This is a genomic window from Streptomyces sp. NPDC060000, assembly GCF_042737375.1.
Classification (GTDB): domain Bacteria; phylum Actinomycetota; class Actinomycetes; order Streptomycetales; family Streptomycetaceae; genus Streptomyces.
On sequence record NZ_JBHWUU010000014.1, the window covers coordinates 78182 to 102207 of the forward strand.

Annotated in this window: 12 protein-coding genes; 1 reads left to right on the forward strand and 11 read right to left on the reverse strand. The window is 72.7% G+C overall.

Annotated features, from left to right (window positions below; genetic code table 11):
* The 11 genes from ACFWBB_RS10520 to ACFWBB_RS10570 form a co-directional block, all read right to left on the reverse strand.
* On the reverse strand, nucleotides 1-2005 hold a 2005-nt coding region (locus tag ACFWBB_RS10520), incomplete at its 3' end, for a WXG100 family type VII secretion target (protein WP_385269227.1).
* Nucleotides 2006-2150: 145 nt separating this feature from the next.
* On the reverse strand, nucleotides 2151-2801 hold the full coding sequence (locus ACFWBB_RS10525; protein WP_385269229.1) for a hypothetical protein: 651 nt from the start codon (nucleotides 2799-2801) through the stop codon (nucleotides 2151-2153).
* Between the two features lie 2 nt (nucleotides 2802-2803).
* Nucleotides 2804-3094 carry a hypothetical protein gene (locus tag ACFWBB_RS10530; protein ID WP_385269231.1) on the reverse strand — a complete coding sequence of 97 codons (291 nt, stop codon included), beginning with the start codon at nucleotides 3092-3094 and terminating at the stop codon, nucleotides 2804-2806.
* Nucleotides 3095-3172: 78 nt separating this feature from the next.
* Nucleotides 3173-3475: a hypothetical protein gene (locus ACFWBB_RS10535; RefSeq protein WP_385269233.1), complete on the reverse strand. Its 303-nt coding sequence runs from the start codon at nucleotides 3473-3475 to the stop codon at nucleotides 3173-3175.
* Nucleotides 3476-3657: 182 nt separating this feature from the next.
* Nucleotides 3658-6984 carry a right-handed parallel beta-helix repeat-containing protein gene (locus tag ACFWBB_RS10540; RefSeq protein ID WP_385269235.1) on the reverse strand — a complete coding sequence of 1109 codons (3327 nt, stop codon included), beginning with the start codon at nucleotides 6982-6984 and terminating at the stop codon, nucleotides 3658-3660.
* The gene (locus ACFWBB_RS10545; protein ID WP_385269237.1) at nucleotides 6981-9950 is read right to left on the reverse strand and encodes a hypothetical protein; all 2970 of its coding nucleotides are present in this window, start codon (nucleotides 9948-9950) and stop codon (nucleotides 6981-6983) included. The genes ACFWBB_RS10540 and ACFWBB_RS10545 overlap by 4 nt, the downstream gene beginning before the upstream one ends.
* A 1-nt stretch (nucleotide 9951) precedes the next feature.
* Nucleotides 9952-11352, reverse strand: a complete 1401-nt coding sequence (gene eccB, locus ACFWBB_RS10550; protein ID WP_385269239.1) for a type VII secretion protein EccB — start codon at nucleotides 11350-11352, stop codon at nucleotides 9952-9954.
* A gap of 9 nt (nucleotides 11353-11361) precedes the next feature.
* On the reverse strand, nucleotides 11362-12759 hold the full coding sequence (gene eccD, locus ACFWBB_RS10555; RefSeq protein WP_385269241.1) for a type VII secretion integral membrane protein EccD: 1398 nt from the start codon (nucleotides 12757-12759) through the stop codon (nucleotides 11362-11364).
* A 60-nt stretch (nucleotides 12760-12819) separates the two neighbouring features.
* The gene (gene eccCa, locus ACFWBB_RS10560) at nucleotides 12820-16779 is read right to left on the reverse strand and encodes a type VII secretion protein EccCa (protein WP_385269243.1); all 3960 of its coding nucleotides are present in this window, start codon (nucleotides 16777-16779) and stop codon (nucleotides 12820-12822) included.
* Nucleotides 16780-17001: 222 nt separating this feature from the next.
* On the reverse strand, nucleotides 17002-18045 hold the full coding sequence (locus ACFWBB_RS10565) for a hypothetical protein (RefSeq protein ID WP_385269245.1): 1044 nt from the start codon (nucleotides 18043-18045) through the stop codon (nucleotides 17002-17004).
* Between the two features lie 435 nt (nucleotides 18046-18480).
* Nucleotides 18481-20304 carry a hypothetical protein gene (locus ACFWBB_RS10570; protein ID WP_385269247.1) on the reverse strand — a complete coding sequence of 608 codons (1824 nt, stop codon included), beginning with the start codon at nucleotides 20302-20304 and terminating at the stop codon, nucleotides 18481-18483.
* Nucleotides 20305-21274: 970 nt separating this feature from the next.
* Between ACFWBB_RS10570 and ACFWBB_RS10575 the strand changes: the two genes are divergently transcribed.
* The gene (locus ACFWBB_RS10575) at nucleotides 21275-24016 is read left to right on the forward strand and encodes an AAA family ATPase (protein ID WP_385269249.1); all 2742 of its coding nucleotides are present in this window, start codon (nucleotides 21275-21277) and stop codon (nucleotides 24014-24016) included.
* Nucleotides 24017-24026 lie beyond the last annotated feature (10 nt).

The window sequence follows — 24026 nt, forward strand, 5'->3', positions numbered from 1 at the left end:
CGTCAGGCCGTTCGGCACCCGAACCCGCACCAGCGGCCGCAGCCCCCGAACCCGGCATCATCGGCATCATCGGCATCCCCGACGCACCGACACCATCCGCCTCACCCGACACACCGGCCGACGGCACCGACACCGACGGCACCCCGCCCGACTCCACGTCCGGCAGCACGGCACCCGCACCCGTCAGACCGGCCCCACCCGACGGCGCACCCGCAACCGGAGCGACGTCGTCGAGCGACCCTGTGGAGGCGCCTCCGGCCCACGGCACCACACCCTCACCACCCAACAGACCCGCCGCGTCAGGCCGTTCGGCACCCGAACCCGCACCAGCGGCCGCAGCCCCCGAACCCGGCATCATCGGCATCATCGGCATCCCCGACGCACCGACACCACCCGCCGAACCGGCGGAGGCCTCCGGGAGGCCAGGGGAGGAGACGAGGCTGGAGCTCGGCATCGAGGACAGGGACGAGTCGGCCGGCGCACTGCTGAGGCCGGTGGGCAGACCGGACACTCCGGTGCCGGAGAGGTCGGCTGCGCCGATGTCCGGGAGCCCGGTGGTGCCGGTGCCCGAGAGACCGGTTGACGTGGTTCCGGGAAGGTCCGGCAGCGACGCGCCTCCGGTCCAGGCCTCGGGCAGCTCACTCAGTCCCTGGCCGGTGTTCGACGAACCGCTGCCACCGGTGGACGTCGACGGCAGGGCTCCCAGCGCGCCCGTGGGGACCACACCGCCCATGGAACCGGCGCCCGCCGCCCCGGTGGACGGGTTGAGGACTTCGTCCAGCCCGGGATTCAGTGCTCCCGAGTAGGGATCGATCGTCGCTGCGGCCCCACTCCCCCCGCCGGCGCTCAGGTCGGGCGTGGCCGCCGCGCCGGTGAAGGGATCCGCGCTGCCCCCCGCACCTCCGGAGCCCAGGCTTGCCAGGTCCGGCGTACCAGTACCTGTACCGGTCTCACCGCCCGTGCTCAGGTCCGGGGTCGTGATCCCACTCCCCCCGCCGGCGCTCAGGTCGGGCGTGGCCGCGGCGCCGGTGAAGGGATCCGCGCTGCCCCCCGCACCCCCGGAGCCAAGGCCGGCCAGGTCCGGCGTACCGGAACCGGTTCCCTCGCCCGTGCTGAGGTCCGGCGTCCCCGTACCACCGGTGAACGGCGCCGCACTGCCGGTACCTCCGCCTTCCCCTCCACCGGCACCGCCGTCCAGGCTCGACAGATCCGGAGAGCCGGTTCCGCCGCCACCGCCGCCGCCGGTGCTCAGATCGGGACCGCCCGTGCCGCCCGAACCACCGCTTCCCTGCGTCCCGTCGGAACCGTCGCCCGAGCTGCCCGGGTCCTTGGTGGGTGACACGACGGGCTTGGGCTGCACCCGGCCCAGGGTCTGACCGACCTGGGCGTAGTTCGACGCGAGCTGCTTCAGCTGGGCCCGCATGTCGTTGGTCATCATCTCCACGAGCTCGGGCTTCTGACCGATCGGCATGAGCCCGTTCGCCATGGGTTTGACACCCAGCCGGGCCGCCTGGTTGGCATACCAGGCGTCGATGGCATGGATGTTGGCCTGGGCGACGGTCAGCGCGTTGGCGCTCCAGACGAGATTCTGCCCGACCGAACTGCCGGTGGACCCGCCGCCGAGGGCTTCGGCGTTGGCGGCCACCTGCTTGGAGAAGGTCGTCATGGTGTCCATGAAGGTGTCCGCCGCGGCGCCCTGCCACGGGGCACCGCTCCCCCCTGCCAGCGCCTTGGACTGTGCGGCGAGGCTCTGGCCGACCATCGTGAGGACTTGCTGGACGTACTGGAAGTCGTTCGCCGCCTCCACCAGGCTCTGCGGGTTGGCCGTACCGGAGGCACGCGCGTCGCCGCCGGCGCCCGGCGTCAGATTCGAACCGCCGGTGATGGCGGCCATGATCTGCTTCCAGTCCCAGCTGTCGTAGTCGGACGGGGAGCCCTGGACGCTGGGGTCCGCGTAGATCCCGGAGTCGTCCTGGTGGAATCCACCTTGGTTGTAGTCGGGCATAAGCCTGCGCTCTCGTCTGAAGCCTCGGCCTCCGGGACGACACGTCAACGATCGCGGAAGGACCGGGCACGGAATTCATGACGCGTGCACCGCTGTCGGCGGTATTGGGAAGTTCCGATACCGCCGACAGCGGTGTGGTCCGCGACTAACTTCCGGTACCTGTACCGGTACCTGTACCGGAACCTGAACCGGAACCTGAACCGGTACCTGAACCGGTACCTGAACCGGTACCTGAACCACTGGTCGAGACGGTGCCGCCGCTGTCGTTGGCCAGTCTCTGGAAGTCCGCCGACGCGTCACTCAGCATCCCCTGGAGATCACTCGTCTTCATTTTGGCAAGATCATCCACAGAGGTGTATTTTTTGCTCATCAGCTGCGCGCCACGACTGATGTCCGCCAGCCCCTCGGCGAGGTCGGCGAGTACGTTGTAGTACCGCTGCTGGAGACCGCCGCCACCGTTGGGTCCCGAGGTCTGGGACCGCAGTTGGTAGGCGTCGTAGAAGGCACCCGGCTGCACGGTGGTTCCCGAGCCGGCCGCCATCCGTTCCCGCGCCGCGACGATCGTCGGCACGAGGGATTCGATGTTCTTCGCGAACAGGTCCAGGGACGCGGTGTCCACCACCTCCCTGCCGCTGCCCCCGCCCGCGCCCTTGGGCACCGATGGCGGGTCCGGCACACTGCCCCCCGCCGGCGCGTCGGGGACGTCCGGCCGGTGAACGCTCGTCGGGTCCCACGCCTGCGGGGTGACAGTGTCCGGAGTGGAGGGATCTACGGGAGTCACCGGAACCTCGGCCATGGTTACCTGCCCCAGAGCTGAGTGCCGTACTTGACCGCGCCCGCGTACTCCTCACGGCATTGCGCCGCCGCGATCTGAGCATCCTTCGCCAGACGCTCCATCTCCGCGGTGGCCGTGTTCCACTCGGTCTTGTGCGCGTCGAACAACTCCTTGACGGAGCTCTGCCATTCGCTGAGTGCCGAGGTGTTGCCCGAGGCGAACTCCTGGTTCAGGGTGCTGATTTCGTTCTGAACCGTCGTCAGCTGTTCCAGCACCTCGTTGAAGGCCGCCCAGTTGATCGTGTAAGTCGGCATGCGTTTCCTCCTGTTCAGATGATGCGCGGTGCCGTGCGGGTCATCCCCGGTCGCCCGCGCGAATTCGGCGGGTGAGGGCTAGAAACCCACGAGTCCGACGGGCTGCGCCATCGTGGCCCCGACCTGCGCCGTCGTACCGGTCGTCGACTCATGGGTGGTGGAGAGCTGCTGCCCGTTGGCGACGATGCGCTCGTGCATCTGGTCGAGAACGTTCCCCACGACCTTGTAGTTCTCCAGCCAGGCGTTGAGCGCGTTGGTGAAGTTGACGCCGGCCTGCCCCTGCCAGCCCTGCTCCGCCTGCTGGGCCAGGCCCGTCATGGTCTGGTAGGACGCGCGGTGATTCTCCAGAGTCTGCAGATGGACATTCGCAGACTGATTCATCCCTCCGAGGTCTACGGCCTCAATCCCGGAAGCTGTCGACATGTGGTTCTCCTTTGTGTGGATTTGCCGGATCAATGGGCTTTCGCTCTGTACGTCTTATCCTGCCCCTCCCCCTGATGGGCCGACAGCGCAACGGCTCTGTCCTGCCCGCTGTGACACGCCCCCTGCCCTTGCGCCCCGGATCACGCCACCGCCACCGCGCCGGCCCGGTCCGGGTCCGGTTCCTCCAGCAGGGCGGGCAGGTCCGCGGGTCCGATCACCCGGGAAGCGGCCGCGTCGGCCAACTGGTCCGCGCTCCAGTGGGCGCCGAAGGCCCCGCTGCGCGGCGGGGTTTCGGCGAAGCGTTCCGCGAGGGCGTCGACGACCCCGTCCGTCACCTCGAACCCGGTCGCCGTCAACCGCCGGACCGCCAGCCGCGCCAACTCCCGCGGTGTGTACGGAGCGAAGTCCAGGCGGGCCGCGAAGCACTCCGCCAGCCGGCCCCCCGGCGGGACGACCAGCAGGTCGGCCAGCAGCTGCGGATCCGCGGACAGGGCCAGCGCCGTGTCGGGACGGCGCGGAACCGAGTCGGCGAGGGCCGTGACGAGGGCGGTGCGCTCCGCGGCCGGCCGCTGGGTGAAGAACTGGTCGAGTTCGAGCAGCAGCAGGCCGCCGGCCGCCTCGTCGAGCAGCCCCGACAGGTATGCCTCGGCCTGGCCGGGCCAGCGGGCCGGCATGACCGACAGCTGGGCCCGGTGCACCGTGCCGGTCGGCAGGACGCCCGACTCGGCGAGGGCCCTGGCGTAGAGCACCGCGACCGCGTCGCGACCGCTGCCCTCCAGGCCCGCGAACACCAGGTTGGCCGCACCGGCCGCCGGGCCGCCGGCCCGGCGCGCGGCCGCCAGGGCTGCCAGGCGGACCTCCAATGCCTGCCGTACCTCGTCGAGGCCGATCAGGGCGGCGATCCGCGCGGCTCCGGCGCTCTGGGGCGAGCCGCCACCCGGGACGTCGTCCGAGGCGGACTCGGAGGCGTCGGCCTGGGCCGGCGGGGTCGGTTCGGCGACCGTCTCCACGTCCGCCTCGGTGAGCCGGCTCAACTCGGAGTCCTTGCCCGGGGCACCGACGGCCAGGCGCGACGCCTGCTTGCTGATCATCGTCTCGAAGAGCTGGCGCGCGACCCGGCCGTTGCCGAACGTGGGTCCCTTGGGGATGCGGTCGAAGTACCGGCTCACCCCTTCCAGGGCGCCCTCGGTCAGCTCGTAGTAGTGCTTGCCGCACAACCCCAGCACGATGGTGACCAGTTCGTCCACCGTGTAGTTGGGAAACGCCACAGTCCGTGAGAAGCGGGACGCCATACCCGGGTTGGAGGCCAGGAACTGGTCCATCTGAGCGGAGTAGCCCGCCACGATGACCACGATCTCGTCCCGGTGGTCCTCCATCAGCTTCATCAGGGTCTCGACGGCCTCTTGGCCGAAGTCCGGGCCGGTGCCCTTCGACTGGTTGGTCAGCGTGTACGCCTCGTCGATGAACAGCACGCCGCCGAGCCCCCGGTTGAAGACCTCGGTGGTCTTGATGGCGGTGCCGCCGATGATCTGCGCGACCAGGTCGGCGCGGGACACCTCGACGATGTGGCCCTTGCTCAGGATGCCGAGCTCGGCGAGCACCGCGCCGTACAGCCGGGCCACCGTGGTCTTTCCCGTGCCGGGCGGGCCGGCGAACACCAGGTGACGGCTCATCGGAGGCATGGGCAGGCCCATCTCCTCGCGGCGGCGGGTCATCTTGTTGAGGTTGATGAGGCCGGTGACCTCCTGCTTGACGCTCTCCAGCCCGACCAGCGCGTCCAGTTCGGCCAGCGGTCCGGTCCCGGTGTGCCGGGCGACCGGCGGCCGCCGGCCCGTGCCGGCCTCGCCCGTGGTCTGCGACTGGTCGGGCTCCCAGTGTGGGACGCCGTCCCCTTCCCCCGGGGAGTCCACCGGCGTGTCCGCGCCGCTGACGTTGACGACGGTGAGGCGGGACCCGGGACGCATCCGGTGAAGTGCCTGACCGCCGTTGTCGCGGATCTCGCAGTCCTGGACGCGGACCGGTTCCTCGGTGTTGACACGGATACCGTCACCCGCGTTGTCGAACACCACGCAGTTGTCCAGCTCGGCCCGCGAAGTCGCCTGAAGGTGCACCCCATGACCGCGGGCACCGTGCACCCGGCAGCCGACGGCCCTGACGTTGCCTCCGCCGGCCACCCGCACGCCGTCCGTGTCGGACCCGGTGACCTCCGTGTCCTTCAGGTCCAACTCCGCGTCTGCGCCGACGAGGACACCGGAGTCCCGTACCACGCAGGCCTCGGCGACGGCCGTCGCGCCGGTCAGCGCCAGGCCGGGCCCGTCGGCGGCGCTCACCCGCAGGTCGTGGAGCCGGCCGCCGGCGCCGGCGCTCAGCTCGACCGCCGCACCGGCCCGCTCGGTCGACACCTCCGACCCGCGCACGCTCAGACGCGCCCTGTCCTTCGCCAGGACGCCGGCGGAACCGGCGGAGACCGTCAGCCGCTCGGCCTCGACCGAGGCACCGTCGGTGGCCACCAGACCGCGGTCGGTACCGCGCACCGTGAGTGTCCGCAGCACCGGCCGGCTGCCGCCGTCCACCAGGACGCCGATCGGCGCGCCGGTGATCTCGCAGTTCTCCAGGAGCGGGCTCGACGCCTCGGTGATCCGCAGCCCGGTCCGGGCCGCACCGGACAGCGAGCAGCCGCGCAGCGTGGGCTCCGAACCGCCGGCGATCAGGACGGACTCTCCGCCCGATCCGGTGAAGGAGCAGTCGGTCAGGGTGGTTTCGGCGCCGCTGGTCAGATAGGCGTCGAGTCCGGCGCTGCCGGACACGGCGACCTTGCGCAGCTCCAGGCGGCCGGTCTGCTCGGCCACCACGGCCGGCTGGGCGCTGCCGGTGATCAGCGTGTCCTCGACCACGCAGTGGGCCTGCCCGTTGACGCAGACGCCGTTGCCGCCGGCGCCGTCGAGCCGGCAGTCGCGCATCGTCAGCCGTCCGCGTTCGGCGACCACCACCGCGGACGAGAGTGTCCGGCCGATCGTGGTGCCCTCCACCACGTTGGCGCCGGCGGAGGTCACCACGATCCCGGCTCCGCCGGGAGCGGTCACCTGGCAGGAACGGGCGATGAGGGTGCCCTGGTGCCAGGCGAGGATGCCGGCCCAGGCCTCGCCGGAGATCGCGCACTCCTCCAGGGCGGCCTCGCCACGGCGCACCTCGACGACCGGGGTCTGCTCGCCGCCTCCCTCCAGTACGAGCCCGGTCAGCCGGGCCGCCTCGGCGTCGACCACGACGGCGCTCGCCGTGCCGCCGTCGACGCGGACACCGAGGGACCCGGCGGCCAGCGTGACGACGCGGTCGATGACCAGGGCCTCCCGGTAGGTACCCGGGGAGATGGTGATCAGCGCGCCGTCGACGGCCGCGGCCAGGGCCGCGCCGATCGTAGGGTAGGGGGCCGAACCGTCCTGGGCGACCAGCAAGATCTGCCGGCTCATGGTGTTGTCCTCTTTCCGGGAGTGGTGCCTGGAGTGTCCGGGGCGGCGTGGCCGGAGCCGACCATCAGTCCCGGCGGGCAGCCGAACCGGCCAGCACTCGCGTCCGGGATCTTCCGCGCGGACTCCGGCTCGACCGCCCGCCAGACCCGTTCGGCCTGGTCCAGCCCGGACAGGGCGATCTCGTCCAGTGGTGTCCGCTCGGTGTCGACCCGTCCGTCTGCACCGACCTCCGAAGGGGACAGTTCGCGCAGCAGCACTCTTCGGCGCGCGCCGTCCCGGGCGGCCAGCACCTTGAAGCTGGTGCCGGGCAGGAACAGCACGCGGTCGGGCAGGTCGGGGTCGAGCAGCGCGGTCCGGCGGGCGGTCATGGACCAGATGAGGAAGTCGACGTCGCCGGGCAGGGCGGGCGCGGCGTCGGTCAGGGCCCATCCGAACGCCCACTCGGTGACCAGCCGACGGTGCGCGTACCAGGCCCACTCTGCCTCGTCGAGGGTGGCGCGCAGCAGGGTGGCGCCCCGGTAGGAGGGCAGTCGGCGCAGCCCGGCGGTGACACAGCGGGCGAGCGGCACATGCGGTCCGACGTCGGCGCCGCGGACGGCCCGGTCGAGCAGGGCCCCGTCTCCGCGCAGGTAGAGCCGGGCCGCCACCAGGTCGGTGACGGCGTCCTCGGTGGAGGTCTGTCCGGTGCCGCGCAGTCCCGGCGACTGCGACAGCACCCGGGTCACCGCGCCGGCACCGTCGTTGTACTGCTGCCGGAAGGAACTGCGCAGCCACTCGCGTTCCCGGGCGATGCCCTTGCGTGGCGGGAGCGCACAGGCGGCGGGAGACGGCACCGGCTGCGGCCGCGGTCCGCGTCCGGGTGCGGGTTCCGGCCCGGTGTCGGCGTCGGCCGTTCTCGGCGCCGGCGCCGCCTGCGCCGCTCGCGGTGCGACCGGTGCGGGGGTGGACGGCGGCCTACGACCCGCGTCGGTGCGGTCCCCGGCGACCTGGGCACCGCCCGTCGGTGCGGCGCCTGCGGGGGCCGGAGCGGACACCAGTCTCAGCGACGGCATGGTCGGCCTCGGCGGGGCGGGGTCCGGGACGTCAGGCGTACCGCCGTCCCGGCCGGACTCGGACGCCGGGCCGGGGCTGCCGCCGGCGAACGGCGGGGCGGCGCCGACCTCCGACGGGGCCGCCCCGGCGTCCGGTGCGCTCCCGGCGGTGCCGTACGGCTCAGCCGGAGAACCCTCGTCCGGGGACGGCCGCTCCCGCGGGACGCGCGTGCCGGGCTCCGCCGCACCGGTCTCCGTCGCGGCGGAGCCCGAGACCTCCTGGATCGATGCGCCGAACGCGATCGCCGGCGACACCTGTCCCCGTGGCGCCACGAACCCGGCGGACGGTCCGCCGAGCGTGGCCGGTTCGGGCGTCTCCGGGTGCGCCGTGGCCTGCGCCGTGGTGGTGCCGCCCCCCGGTCGTACGCCGGATGGCGTCTCCTGCGGGCGCGGAACCGCCGTGGCGGTCACGTCGGCCGGGCGGACCCGCCCCGCGTCCGGCTCGGGCACCGGCGCGCGGGTGCCATGGCCCGGATGGGACGCGGCCGCGACCAGGGGAGCGGGCACCTCGGACCCGAACGCCGTGGCGCCCGTGTCGGGTTCGGCCGACGTGGACGGCTCGGCCGGCACCGCGAGCGTCAGGGCCGCCGGCGCGGGAGCCCGGGTCGCCCGGGCCATCTGCGGGGCGGGGATCAGCCTGGCGAGGCCGCGGGTCACCGGGTCCATACGGCACAGCAGGCTCTCGGCCAGTTCGCGCATCCGCACGGCGGCACGTGACACCGTGCCGAAGACAAGCTGGAAGTGCCGGGGGTCGACGGCGGCCGAGCGGATGAGTTCGGCGTCGGCGGGCTCGTCGGGAGGGCGTATCCACAACCCGCTGGGCACGACCTCCAGTACCGCGTCGTCGGCGTACCGATAGACGCCGGGAGCGATCTGGGGGATGCCGTCCACCACCGGACGGTGGCTGAGCACGGAGGGAGCGGTCGCCCGTCCCCCGGTCATCCGGGCCGGGAGGTATTGCAGTTCCCGTGCGAAGGCGGCCCAGCCGAGCGCCCCGTCGGCGTCGAGGGCGTGGACCTCGGGCGGCTCCCAGGGGGCGCGGGGCACCGGCAGTCCGTTGTAGAGCACCACCGGGGAGCCGAGCCGATCGGCCAGTGCCTGGCCCGGCACGCCATCCTCCGGCACGGCCAGCGGCCCATAGGGCACGAACCGCACCTGGGAACGGGCGCCGGGCAGCACCGACTCCCAGAACCGGGAGACGTCGTCGAGCGGCACGGCTCCCGCCCCCGGGTGGCCGAGGACGACGGTGAGCAGATCGCGTTGGCAGGCCAGCCGGGCTTCCAGCCGCGCGCGGTGGTGTGTGAGCCGGACCTCCTGTTCGGTGAAACGCAGCCACACCCCGCTCGGCAGCGGATCGGCCACCACCCGTTCGCTGGTGCTCCAGGGCTGGTCGGCCACCGAGAACTCCCAGCTGGGCTGGGGGAATCGGCGGGACACCGGAACGGCGGGCCGGCGCGGCTGAAGCCGTACCCATCCGGATCCGCCGTCGACGGGATCGACGGGAACGTAGAGGACTCCGCCGGCCGCCGGGACCACGGCGCCGTCGTGTACCAGCACCGTGCGGTCGAGCCGGTCGGCCAGCCACTGTCCGACCGGCAGCATTCCGCCCGGCAGCCGGCGGCCGACCACCAGCCGGTATCCACCCGTGCGCCGGCCGAGCAGGCGGGCCAGTTCCGTCCAGGTGGCGTCGGTGGCGTCGGCCGGCAGATCGAGGACCACCAGGTGGTGCTCGGGGTCCGCGGGCAGTCCCCGGGCGAAGGCAAGGGCCTGTTGGTCCAGCCCGCCCTTGAGGTTGACCAGCAGAGCGTCGCCGGCCCGGTGGCTCTCCAGGTCCAGTGCCTCCGCGGCGCGACGGGGTTTCAGTCCGAGTGCCATATCAGTGGCCCTTCGACGCGGCGCCGGACGGAGAGGCGGAGCGGGCCGGGGAGATCGGCACGGCCGTGAGGGCACGCGCCCGGGACAGCGGCGGGCCGGTGGGCAGCAGGTCGAGAACGGCCCGCGGGACCGGCCGGACCTGACCGCTGCCGTACCCGAGCGCCGAAAGGGCGCTGTCGTCCACGAGCGGGTATTTCACCCCCAGTTCGGTCACCAGGTAGTACTGCCGGGCGACGCCCTGTGACGGCAGCGGAAGGGCCTCGACCAGCAGCCCCTTTCCCACCGGGACGGCGGCCGGGCCCGCGGCGGCGGGCGGTGCCGGTTCCAGCGTCACCGAAGTACGCACCGTGGTGCCGGCCGTCCGCTGCCGCAGGCACACCGTCCGGTCCCCCGGCCGGACGACCGGGCCGGACAGGAAGTCGGGCAGCCGGTGCAGCAGCGAACGGTCCTTGGAGCCGGGAGCCGCGGCGACGTCGGCGCGGCTCACCTGTCGCGGTGCGGCCTGGCCGGGGCCGGTGGCCAGCAGCGCGAACTCGGTGCGGCTCAGCGGGGCGAGGCCGTCGTCGCGCAGGACGTAGTACTGGGCCGGACCGGTGCCGTCGGCGGCGGTGGAGAACACCTGGCCGACCCGGGTCGGCTCCCCCCCGATCTGCGGACCCGGACTGTCGCGGCCGGGCACGGACGCCGGGCCGGCGGTCGGCCCGGCGGGCAGCGCGGCCAGCCAGTTCTTCGAGGCGGCGACCGGGTCCTGGCCGTCCAGTTCCAGCGCCACCAGCGCGGAGCGGCCGTCCAGGCGGTACCGGGTGCCGTTCCACAGCAGGTACGCGGTGCCCTCACCGTCGCGCAGCAGAATCCGGCGGCCCGCCGAGGAGCGTTCGGCGGCGGACTCCTCGGTCGGCGCGAAGTCGATCGTCTCACCGCTGTTGTGGCCCGGCGTCAGGCACCGGGAGAAATCCCCGGTGAGCAGTGCCGTGGCCTGCGGCACGTAGTCCGGTGCCCCCGCGATACCGACCTCGGTCCCGCGCCGCACCCCGGTGAGGGAGTTGCGGGAGACGGTGTGCACGGTGGTGCCGTCCTGTGAACCGGCGGCGCCGAGCAGCGCGGAGGCATAGTTCGCCACCGGGTGCAGCACGCCGTCGAGATAGAGGAAGCGGGTCCCGGTCTCCTTCTCCACCACGATGGCGTTCGGTTTGGCCCAGGCCGTGTTGCCGCCGGGCTTGATCAGGCCGTAGATGCCGAACCCGGCGCAGACCAGCAGGGCGAGGACGATCCCGATGACCACGCCGACGACGCCGCGTCGGGCCGGCGGCTCCCCCGTCGCGTGTTCTCCGGACACCAGCGCGGCGGCCAGCCGTCCCGTGGCGAACTGATACGCGTGGACATGGTCACGACGGCTTTGCACGAGTTCCCCTCAGCCGGCCAGAGACCGGAAGTACCAGTAGACGTGCAGGAGTTGGAGGAGCAGCGGTACCAGGGCGATCGCGGTGACCAATTCCAGGATGTCGGCCGTGTGACCCCAGATCGGCAGCAGCCGGGTCGACGGCAGCCGCTGGGCGGCGAGCAGCAGCAGCCCCGCGGCGGCCAGCAGGACGACGGTGAGACAGGCCTGGGCACCGGGACCGCCGGACGCCAGCAGCCAGACCGCGGCCAGCGTCAGTCCCAGCGTGCCGGCCAGGGCCAGCGCCACCCGCTGCGCGGCCTCGGTGACGCTGCGGGAGCGCAGGGTCACCGCGGCGCCCAGGACCAGGGCGAGCAGCCACTCGGTCCATCCGCCGCGGCGGGTCAGCAGCAACAGGTCCACCGCGTACACCGCGGAGGCCGCGATGGTGAAGACGGTGAGGTAGGCGTCGGCGGCGACGACCCGCCGTTCGACGTCCTGCCGGGTACGCGGCTCCACGTCCTCCTGGAGTTCCTCGGCGTTGCGGGGCAGTTGCGGCACACGCAGCCCGGCCAGACGGAGCACGAGGCGCGGCGCCACCGCGCTGAGGACGAACATCGTGACCGCGACCACCGTGGCGGAGGTGAGAGCGTCCCAGCCGAGGCTGACCGACAGGAAGGCGCCGAGTTCGGCGGCGAGCGTGGCGGTGAGCAGGGCGCCGAACAACCGGACGGGTACCCTCCCGGCAACGAGCGGCACGATGGCCGCGGCGGCCGCGCAGGCGGCACCGAGCAGCAGTTCGTGCCGGTCGGGGGCGGTGAGCGCGGCCGCCCCGCGGGAGGCGGTCAGTCCGGCCAGGGCGGCGAACGCCCAGCCTGCCGTCCCGGTGACCGGAGCGGCCGCCGGGCCGGCCGTGCCGGAACGGCTGACGACGGCGGATCCGACCAGCAGGGCCACCGCGACCGTACCGAACTGGGCGGTGACCAGCGAGCCGGTCCCGTAGGCCAGGACGACCGCGGCCAGCGTGGCCAGGGTCAGACAGCCGAGGCCGGTGAACAGCCGCCCGGTCAGCTCGGGCCGCCAGCGGTCGGGACGGGCGCCGACGACGGTGGACACGCCGTCGGCCAGATCGTCGAAGATCATCGGCGGCAGCACCTCGTCGGCCCGGCGCAGGTACAGCACCTCGCCGTCGCGCAGCCCGAGGGCTTCGGGGGTGGAGGCGGGTTCCAGCGGCTCCTCCCCCAGCCGTTGCAGCACGTACCCGCCGTCGGAGCCGTCGTCCGGGTCGAGCCGGGACGCCAGCACCGGCAGCAGGGCGCTCACCGTGATGGTGGCCGGTACGCCCAGATCGGCGCTGCGCTCCGGTCCGACGACGGTGATCCGGCAGACGGTCGTGGAATCCAGGCCGGACATGATGCCGGAGGTGGTCATGGCGCTCCTGTGCGGGACGGGCTGTGCCGGAGGGGCAGTGCGAGAGGGGCGGCGGGCCGGTCATCCCTCGCCCACCAGACCGGTCTGGACGAGCCGGATCCCGCGCCGGGTGACCAGCTGGGCACGGCCGGGTACCAGGATGCGGGGTTTGGCCTCGCCGATGAACTTGCCCTCCTCCTTGGGGTAGGAGAGCAGCAGGGCCGGGTTGCCCAGCTCCCACAGCCTGCGCAGCATCGGGTCCATCATCGCCCGCATCGCCCCCGAGCTGGACCGGGCGAGCACCATGTGCATGCCGATGTTGGCGCCCTGGGCCAGCAGCGGTACGAGGGGCGCGGTCGGGCTGTCCATCGGGCTGCTGACGAACAGGTCGTAGTCGTCGACGAGGAGGAACAGCCGCGGCCCCTCCCACCAGTCCCGCTGGGCCAGGTTCTCGGGGGACACGTCGGCGCCGGGCAGTCGCTTGCTCATCGACACCACGGTGCTGACCGCGAGTTCCTTCAGTCCCGCGCTGTCGACGGCGTAACCGACGCGGTACTCCTCGGGGACCGCCGCCAGCAGTTCCCGGTCGGGGTCGCCGAGCAGGATGCGTGCCTCCTCCGGCCGGAAGCGGGAGGTGATGGCACGGGCCATCAGACGCAGCAGGTTGCTCTTTCCGGTCTCGCCGTCGCCGAAGACCATCAGGTTGGGGGTGGCAGCGAAGTCGTGCCACACCGGCTGCAGGCGCTGTTCGTCCCAGCCGAGACAGACCCGCAGGTCTCCCTCGGCGTCCGGCAGCCGTTCGACCGGCAGTCTGCTGGGCAGCAGGCGGACGCCCGGCGCGGTGCGGCCGGTCCAGAAGGTCCCGATCTCGGCCGCGGCGACCTTGGTCGCCGCGGTGAGATCACCGGTGGCCGACGAGCTGTCCAGCCGGGGCAGCGCCGACAGGAAGTGATGGCCGGAGCTGGTCAGGCCGCGGCCGGGCTGCTGCGGGACGCCGGCGGCCTGGCGGGAGCCGACCTCGGACTCCATGGAGTCGCCCAGCCGCAGTTCGAATTTGGTGCCGAGCAGATCCCGCAGTTTGGGCCGGATCTCCGACCAGCGCACCGCCGAGGCCACCAGGTGGATACCGAAGGAGAGGCCGCGTGCCGCGATCGCCGTGATGCGGTCGTCGAGTTCCTCGTAGTCCTGACGCAGCGTTCCCCAGCCGTCGACCACCAGGAAGACATCGCCGTACGGGTCGTCGAGGGTGCCGGAGCTGCGCATCTCGCGGTAGGCGGCCATGGACTCCACGCCCCGCTCGGTGAAGATCTGCTCGCGGCGCTCCAGCACCTGCGCGATCTCCTCGATGCTGCGCAGCACCTTGTCGCGCTCCAGCCGGGTGGCGACCGACCCCACATGGGGCAGCCCGGCGATCGAGACCAGGCCGCCGCCACCGAGGTCCAGACAGTAGAACTGGACCTCGTCGGGGGTGTGGGTCAGCGCGAGCGACATCATCAGCGTGCGCAGCAGCGCCGACTTGCCGGTCTGCGGCGCGCCGGCCACCCCGACGTGTCCGCCGGCTCCGGACAGGTCCGCCACCAGCAGTTCGCGCACCTGTTCGTGCGGCCGGTCGACCATGCCCAGCGGCACCCGCAGGCCGCTCAGTGAAGAGGACTCCGCGGCGGTCATACCGCGCACCGGGTCGGGCACGATACCGGGCAGCAACTGGTCGAGGCTGGGCGACTCGGCCAGCGGCGGCAGCCAGACCTGTCGGGCGGGCGGCCCCGCTTCCGCCAGCCGGTCGATGAGCACCTCCAGCAGGCTCTCCCCGCTCTCCGACGGCCGGCTGGGCGCGGGCTCGGGCCGTTCCTCGGCCGGTGCCACCGGATCTTGCGCCTGCGCGGCGGCGGGGCGCTGGTCCAGGCCGAACAGCACGATCTCCCGGGCCGCCTCCTCGTCGTGCCGCCCTGCCTCTTGGTCGTCGGGGCTCTCCGGGCAGGGGCCCGACACATAGGCGGCCTTGAACCGCACCAGATTGGTGGTGTCCACCCGCAGGAAGCCGTTGCCGGGGACGGGCGGCAGTTCGTAGGCCCCGGCGACGCCGATGACGCTGCGCGACTCCATGGAGGAGAACGTGCGCAGCGCGACGCGGTACGACAGATGTCCCTCGACGCGGTGGATGCGCCCTTCGTCGAGTCGCTGCGAGGCCAGCAGCAGGTGCACACCGAGGCTGCGTCCCACCCGGCCGATGGTCACAAACAGTTCGGTGAACTCGGGCTTGCCGGCGAGCAGTTCGGAGAACTCGTCGACGATGACGAGCAGCGAGGGCAGCGGCGGCAGCGGCGCACCGCCCAGTCTGGCCTTCTCGTACTCGTAGAGCGAGGAGTAGCCACTGGCGCGCAGCAGCTCCTGACGGCGGATGAGCTCGCCGTCGATGGAGTCCTGCATACGGTCCACCAGCGGCAGTTCGTCGGCCAGGTTGGTGATCACGGCGGAGGTGTGCGGCAGCCGTTCCATGTTCAGGAAGGTGGCGCCTCCCTTGAAGTCCACCAGGACGAAGTTGAGTACCTCGGAGGAGTGGGTGGTGGCCAGGCCGATGACCAGGGTGCGCAGCAGCTCGCTCTTGCCGGAGCCGGTGGCGCCGATCAGCAGGCCGTGCGGTCCCATGCCGGTCTGCGCGGACTCCTTGAGGTCCAGTTCGACGACCTCGCCGTCCTCGGTGACGCCGATGGGTACCCGCAGACGGGTGCTCTGGTCGAGGCGCCGACGCCACATGGCGGCCACGTCGAAGGCGCGCGGGTCGCGGATACCGAGCAGGGCGGTGAGTTCGAAGTCGGACTCGAAGGGGTTGTCGGTCAGGTCGATGACGCCGCTGGTGCGCATCGGAGCGAGCGACCGGGCCAGGTCCTCGGCCTCCCGCCGGCTCAGTGCGTCCGCCCCGGCCCCGGCCGAGGCGTCCCCGACCGGGAACGAGACCTGTCCGTTCTCCGTCGTCAACCGGAGCACGTCCGCCCCGCCGTGCATGGCACCGGTGACGTCCAGCAGGACGACGTTGCGCAGTCCGGCGCCCAGCAGCCGGGAGCCCGGCGGGATCCGGGTGCGGTGGGCGACGACCACCACGAGGGGTTCGACGGCGCTGGGGGTGGTGTGCGGATCGTGGTCGGGCCGGTCGAGGACGTCCGGGCCGAGCAGGTCGGTGAACTCGGCAAGGTCGGTGGCGATCAGCCGCAGCGGGCCTGCCTGGTCCCGCTCCCGCGGGTGGGCGTTGTGCGGCAGCCACTTCACCCACTCCCACTCCACCCGGCCGGTGTCGTCGGTCAGCACCGCGACCCGCAGCTCGTCGGGCGAGTGCAAGGTGACCAGTTGCCCCAGCATGGCCCGCACCAGATCCAGCGCGTGCCGGACATCGCCGGCGAACTCCACGCTGGTGAAACTGCGCAGAGCGACCGGGATCGGCATGCCGGGCACCGTCTGGAAGGCCGCGGTGAACCGGCGCAGGGAGATCGCGGTGAGCGGGTCGAGGTCCTCGACGGGCTTGGTCTCCGGGGGAACGAGTTCGAGGGCGGCACGGCGGACGCCGAGCCCGATGCGCACCTTGGCGAAGTCCTCGTGGGCTGAGCGGCGTTCCCACACCCGGGAGGAGCGCACGACGGACCACAGCTGCTCCGGCGGCGGGTTGTCCCACACCGCCGCTGCCAACTGGGCGGCGGCCGCCTGCCGGGCCTGGACCCGAAGCTGTGCCAGGTAGCGGAGGTAGTCACGGCGTTCGGCGCGCATCCGGCGTTTGCGGTCCAGACCCGCCCGGCCGATCTGCCCCATGCTCATGGACATCATCCCGACACCCATCATTCCGGACATCAGGTACGTGGACGTCGAACTGCCGACGGTGAACATCAGCGCCATCGCGCCGAATCCGATGCCCATCGGCAGTACGACCATGACGGAGCCGAGGTCGGCCGCGGCCGGTTCACCGAGGACAGGCGGCTGGGCCAGTTCGATGCGGCCCTCGGGCACCTCCGGTCCTGACACACGCGGCGGGCGTTTGACAACCACGGTGTTCATCAGGTGCATCTCCAGCCGGCGACAAGCCTCTTGGTAGGCGAACTTAGGACGGTGGGCCGGCGCACGCCAGAACGGGTCCGGCTCACTGCCTGCACGGACAGGGGGTCTGCCCGAACTCCCGGCCCGGGCAGGCGGATGTCTCCGCCTGGACGTCCGGGCCGCGACGACGCGGTGCCGGCCGGCGTCGGGGGCGTCGGGACCGGCCGTCTCGCCGGCGCGGCGTCACAGGGCCGTGCGGGTGGACCACAGCACCGCTTGGCCGTACTGGATGATCACATTGCCGTCGGCGCGGAGGACGAGTCGGGCGCCGTCGTGGCCGTCGGTGCGCGAGGACCAGGCGGTCCGCATGTTCCGGGTGTATACGACCAGGTTGCCGTCGGCCTGGAAGACCGTCTTGGCGCCCTGCCCGGCGGTCCCCGACCACCACAGCCGGTGGCCCTTCTTGTCATACAGCACCAGATCGCCGTCACCCTGGAAGGCCAGGACGACTGAGCCGGTGGACCAGGTCTGACCTGGTTCCAGCACGCTCGTGCCGTGCACGACGGTGCTGGACCGGTGCTGCGCCGTGGCGGTGGAGCGCGAGGCGGTGGACTGCGGGGAGAGAACGCGGGGCGAGGGGGTGGCGGAGTCCGCGGCGGCCACGTCCTCCACTGAAGAGGCGGCCGCGCTCGCGGTGCCACCGGTGCGGTGCGACGCGCCGGCGCTCGGCCCGGACGTCGGACCTGACCCGGGACCCGGCGAGGGCGAGGCGCTACTGCCGCCGGAGCGGTACTCGTAGCGCAGCGAGTACTCCTCCGCGGGGCGGGCCGCTCCGGACCGGTGCGCCGGTGCGGGGTCGTCCGGCATCAGGGCCGGTATCGCCACCAGCAGCAGGACGCCGAGCCCGACGGTTCCGGCCAGCACGGGTCTGGTGAGGCTGACGCGGCCCGGGAACGACTCCGTCTGCGGGTCCTCGGCGCTGTCGCCCGCCCCCGCATCCGTCGCTTCCCCGTCGCCGGGCCGGGTCACCGTCTCCCGGCTGCGCCGCACGGCGGCCAACGCCCGTGACGCCGCGGGCGTCGCCGAACCTCCGGCGGCTCCGCGCGTCCCGGCCGCCGGTTGTGATGTGCCCGGCGAGCGGAGCGTGGCCCGCGATGCGGTGCCGAGTTCCCCGGCGTTGTCCAACGAGGCCATCTGCCAGGGAAGTTCACGTTCCCACACCGTTCCTGCCGTCGGCTGCCCGGCTGTCTGCGCGGGAGATCCGGCGTCAGGATCCTGCTGTGTCACGTGTGAGCCTCTCCCAGTCGTGAAGCGCGTCAGGACGGCCGGCGGTGATGTGCGTCGTACGGGAAGGGTGGGAACTCCGGCTGTCCCAGGTCGTCGGGCGCGGCGCTCGTCCTCGGTCGCCGAGAATACGCACGGGCGGATACGAGTACGCGTGGCCCTTCGGGCGACGCGCCGTGCGGCGCCTGTCCCGCCGTGATCGTAGAACCGGGCAGGGCGACCGGCAGGCCACGGCCGGACGCTGTGCCCGGACGATCGCGAGCACTGCACTTTTCGACGCGCACTCTCACAGGATTCCCGTCCGGATCGTGTGCGAGACGGCGTGCGTGCGGTCACGCAGGCCTAACCGCTCGACCACGGTGTGGATGACGTTTTTGATCAGGCGCTCGGAGTGGCACCGAGGCCAGGATGGTGCGGCGTGGGGCGTTCGGGGCCGCGTCAGGCCCCCGTACCACCGCGCCAGTCCCTCAACGCCCGAGTGAGTTCACGCACGGCCGCCCGGTCGAGTTCCCCATCCCGCTGTGTCGTCTCCGGGTCGATCTCGCGCATCATGACGACACCCGGGATGTCCGGTGCGGCTTCGAGTACCCGGAACCGGGAGCCGGGCAGAAACAGCACCCGGTCCGGAGACAGGGGGTCGAGGAGGTCCGTACGGCGACCGCGCACCGACCAGATGAGGAAGTCGGTGTTACCCGGATCGTCGCGGGGGCCCCGCACCGAGGCCTCGCACACATCGGCGTCGACCAGCAGCGGCTGCCCGGCGTACCACTGCCGCATCGCCTCGTCGAGCGTCGCCCGCAGACCTGTCGCCCCGTGGTGCACAGGGAGCAACCGCAGCCCCCTGCCCAGCAGTTCGCGGTCGGGAGGTTCCGGGACGCGGTCAGCCGTCTGCGTCCCGGGGCCGTCCGGCCCTTCGCCTCCCGCCAGTCGGCGGAGGACGGCCGCGAGACCGGCGACGGCGTCCGGATCAGGACGGCCCGCGGTGAGTTCGGGATGCCTGCGCAGTACCTCGGCCGCGAGGGACACGAGGCCCTGGTGTCCGACGCCCGGGGCGGTGTGCGGCCGCACCTGGCCGGCCCCCTCGCCGCTCGGTACCGGGCCGGAGCCACCCGGGACCAGGGAGCGGCCGACGACGCCGGGAAGCGGGCCGGACCGGTCAGGGGAAGGAGGACGCGCCGCCTGCGGGACAGCTGCAGCACCTGTCCGGCCGGAGGCCGGAACAGCGGGGCGGCAGACACCCACGCGTACCGCTCCGCGCAGTTCGGGCGGGAAGCGACGCACCAGGTCATCCGCGAGACGCCTGAGCCGGGGCAGTGCCTCCGGGCATTGGGCATCGCACAGGATCCGCTCGTGACCGGGGTGCGGGTCGGCGGTCCTTACTTCGGCCGCATGCGGAGGGTCCTGCGGCCGGCGTACCCACAGGCCACTGCGCACCACCTCGACGACCACGTCCTCCGTGAGGAGGTGAGTCCCGGGACCGATCTCCGGGAGGTCTCCGAGCGGCCACCGGTGCACCGCGGCGAACGAGGGCCGCGGTGACCCCGTGCCGGTCGGGGGCATGTGGGTGAACTCGTGTGCCCGCAGCGGACGACCCGGCGATCCGTCATCCCCCACCAGCAGTACGTCACCGGAGTCGTCGCCTTGCTGCGGCATTCCGTTGTACAGGCGCACGGGTTGGCCGAGCACCTGGGCGAGCACGTCCCCGAAGTTCCTCCCCCCGCTCAGACGAGTGGGCCCGTAGCACACGAGTCGCACGGCCTGCCGCACGTGCGGGGCCAGGGTCTCCCAGAAGCGGGCGACGTCCGCCAGCGGCAGTGCGGCCGACCCGGGAACCCCGACCACCATGGTGATCAGCTCGGAGGAGACCCCCAACCGGGCGGAAAGACGCGTCCGGTGGTCGTGCTGAGCGGCGTTCTCCTCCGCCGGACGCAGCCACACGCCGGCCGGGAGGGGTTCCGCGACGGCCGCCGCGCTCAGCCGCCAGGGCCGACCGGGGAGGGCGGACTCCCACGCCGGTTTCGGGAATCGCCTGGAGTCGAACGCCTCCGGTGCTCCGGGTACGCAGCGCACCCAGCCAGGTCCGTGATCCGCGGCGATGAACAGCCCTCCGCCGGAGGTCGGCAACGGGGTCCCGTCCGCCACGATCACCGTCCGGTCCAACCGGCCGGCGAGCCGTCGGGCCACGAAGGCGGCTCCGAGACGAGGAGGCCGGCCGAACACGAGCCTCAGGCCCTTCCTTCCGGGCGGAACCTCCCGTGTCATGTGATCGAGCGTCACATCGTCCGCCCCGTCCGGCAGGTCGACCACCAGGACGGAGCACTCGGGGTCGCGGGCAAGGCCCGCGGCGAATGTCAGGGCACGCGGATCAACAGGGCCGGCAGGGGAGATCAGCCATGCCTCGCCCGCGCGGTGGGCCGTGAACTGCGGGCTCCTGACACCGCTCCGCCCTGCACCGTCCGAGGAGGGCGCAGAGGTTTCGTCGCGAACCGCTGCCCCGGGCGCCGGCGGTGTCGGTACCCGGCCTGCGACGGAGGACGGTGCCGCCGTCCCGCCGCTGTGCAGGGAGGCGGGATGAGAGGCCTCAGGGACAGCCGGCCGTCGGCCGTACCGGGCCGGCGTTCGGGCCGCCTCCGCACGAGGGGCGGTGGGCCGGCTCCCGGCGCCCGCCATGCCCGGACCCGCGGACGGTGTCGACCATGGGCCGGCCGCCGCGCCTGCCTGACTGCCGCTCATGCCTTGCTTCTCCGTGAGAGAGAGGCGATCCCCCCGCCGTGGAGCGGGGGGGCGACCAACCGATGCACGCAGGGCCCGGCGATCGACTCTGGGAACACGTTCCCCCACCAGTGCACTACGGCCTGTCCCCGCCGCGCCACACCAACCGGCGATGTACGCCGTGCGGGCACGGATCACGCCCTTTCGTGCAAGACGTGGGCCATCCGGGAGCCGCCGCCGAGCAGCCGATCGCCCGATGCCGATCGGCCACCGGTCCGAGCACCAGTGCTCTGGAGCGCGAACGGGCGGCGCTGCCCCGCGCGCAAAGGATGACAAGATGTGTGGCGTCTGCCTCGCACCTCGTGACCGGCAGGGGTGGTGCGCATGGAAGCAAGGAAGTACGTCGTGGCCGAACCATTGAAGGACGTCCCGCGGATACGCCGCGCGTGCGCGGTGGCCGTGGCTCGGCACGGGGGCTAGGCGCCACATCGTGCACTCGTTCGAACCGAATATTCCCCCCGTGGGCCGACAGGCCGAGATCGCCCGCCTTCTTCAGACCGTCGAGGGCCGTGGCGAGCCGCGGATGCTGATCCTGCTCGGCGAGGCCGGCACGGGCAAGTCGCGGCTGCTGAAGGTCGGCGTCGACCACGCGCGGGACGGCGGAGCGCTCGTGCTGGCGTGCCAGGGCACGGAGGCCGAGTCACGGCAGTCCTTCGCCTCCCTGCACCAGTTGCTCCTGCCCCTTCTGCCCGAGGTCGCCACGCTGGCCGACCATCTGGGCAAGGCCCTCAGGACGGCGTTCGGCATCGCCCCCGCGGAGGGGCCGTCCGACCCCATGCTGCTGCGTGTCGCGGTCCTGACGCTGCTGACCGAAGTCTCCCGCCGGCAGCGTGTTCTGCTGACGATCGACGACGTCCAGTACTTCGACCGGGACTCCCTCGACGTGCTCGGCTTCGTGATGCGCCGTCTCAACGCCGTCGACGTGCGGGTGTTGCTGGCGGCACGCGGGCAGACTCCCCCCGACGGGGTTCCACAGACCCTGCCCACCGTGCTGTTGGGGCCGCTGACCGAACGGGACGCGGTCGAACTCGTGGACGCCCAGCCGCACGTTCCCACCGGCCGGACACGGATCGAACTGCTGCGGCAGGCCGGCGGAAACCCGCTGGCCATCATCGAACTGTGCCGCGCCGCGGGATCGGGCGGCGCGGGCGTACTGCCCGGCGGCGGGCTGCCGCAGACCGAGCGCATCCAGGAGCTGTACGCCGCCCGCCTGCGCGGCCTGCCGGGGATGACCCAGCGGTTGATCCTCTATGCGGCGGCGTCGCAGTACGAGGACCTCGACACGATCATGGCGGCGGCGGGCGCCGGGCCGGACCTCTGGGCGTGGGCCTCGGCCGAGGAGGCCGGCCTCGTGACCGTCATGGACGGGCGGGTCGTCTTCCGCCACCCGCTGGCACGCACGGGCTCCTACCACGCGGCGCCGGCCTATCTCCGGCAGCAGGCGCACCGGGACCTGGCGGCCGCGCTCACGGCCGACCCGGCCCGGCGCGCCTGGCACCTGGCCGCAGCGTGCGTCGGTCACGACGAGTCCGTGGCGGCGGCCCTGGAGGACACCGCCGAACTCGCCGAAAGGCGCGGCGGGTTCTTCGCGGCGGGCGAGGCCCTGCAACGGTCCGCCGAGTGCAGCCCCGCGACCGCCGACCGGGCGCGACGCTACGCGAAGGCGCTACGAGCCGCCCAGAACGCCGGCGACCCCTCGTGGGTCGGCGAACTCTACGACAGGATCACCACGCTCACCGAGGACCGGGACCTGCTGGGCATGGCGGCCTGCGCCGCGGGCATGGCCCTGTCGCTGTCCGGTCGCCAACGCGAGGCGTTCCAGGTGCTGATGAGCGCGCTGGAGCCGAATCCGCCCGGGGACGCCATGACGGTGGTCGCGCTGGCCAGCGTCCTTCAGGCAGTCGCCTTCCAGTCGGGCCTGCCCGAGGTCAGGCGCCCGATATCCGCGCTGCTGCACGGAGTGGAGGACGGGAACCGCGGCACCGCCTACGCCGAGCTGAAGACGACCGATGCCAGTCAGTCGGTGCTGGCCGTGACCCTTGCCGGGGCCGACCCGAGCGAAGCCACCGAGTTGTTGCGGAGGATCCGCCGACGGCCTGGCTCACCGGCCCCGACGCTCGACATCGCGGAGATAACCCGGGGCGTCGCCGTCGGCGGGTTGGCCTTCTACGCCGACGAGTCCGATCTGTGCGTGGAGTCCCTGCGCCGGGTCCACCCCGTGCTCAGCGCGTACGGCGCCATGGGCTCCGCCGCGCCCACGCTCGTCCCGATGGCCGTGACGCTGATCGACACCGGACGGTGGGCGGAGGCCGACCAGCACCTGGAGATGACGGGGACGCTGGCGGCGGTGCACAAGTGGCGGCATCTGCAGATCGACGTCGAGGCGTTGCAGGCGACCCTGCGGGCCCTGCGCGGCGAGCCCGCAGCCATGCCGGCGGACCAGGCATGGACGGCGGTCGCGCTGCAGGAGAACCGCGCCACCCACGCATGGCTCCTGCGGGCCGCCGGTACTGTGGCGATGGCGGCCGGCGACTTCGACGCCGCGTTCCGGCACTTCCGGTCCCTGTTCGGCGAGGACGGCACGGCGCTGCACTACTTCATGTCCCCCCGGTCGATCGCCGATCTCGCCGCGGCCGCCCAGCGGACGGGCCGCCAGGGGGAGGCGACACACGTCCTCGGGGCGGTGCGCACCGCGTTGGGAGAGCGCCCGACGACCCGGATGACGCTGCTGATGCACCACGCCGCCGCGCTGACCGGCGCCCCGAAGGACGCCGAACACCACTTCCGGCTCGCCACGGTGAACCCGGTGGGCGATCAGTGGCCGCTGGCCCGGGCGCAGGCGCGGCTCCACTACGCGCAGTGGCTGCGCCGACGGCGGCGCCCCCTGGACGCCCGCCCGCTCCTGGCCACAGCGCTGGAGACGTTCACCCGGCTCGGCGCGTCCGGCTCGGCCGAGGAGGCCCGCGCCGAGTTGCGGGCGAGCGGCGTGGCCAGCGCCCCCGCCCAGGCCGACCCGCTGGCGGAACTGACCGCCCAGCAGCGCCAGATCGTGAGGCTGGCGGCACGAGGGCTGCGCAACCGGGAGATAGCGGAGCACCTGATGCTCTCCCCGCGCACGGTCAGCTCCCACCTCTACAACGTGTATCCGAAGCTGGGTGTCAGCAGCCGCAACCAGCTCCGCGACCTGCTGGACGATCTGTGATCCCACGACG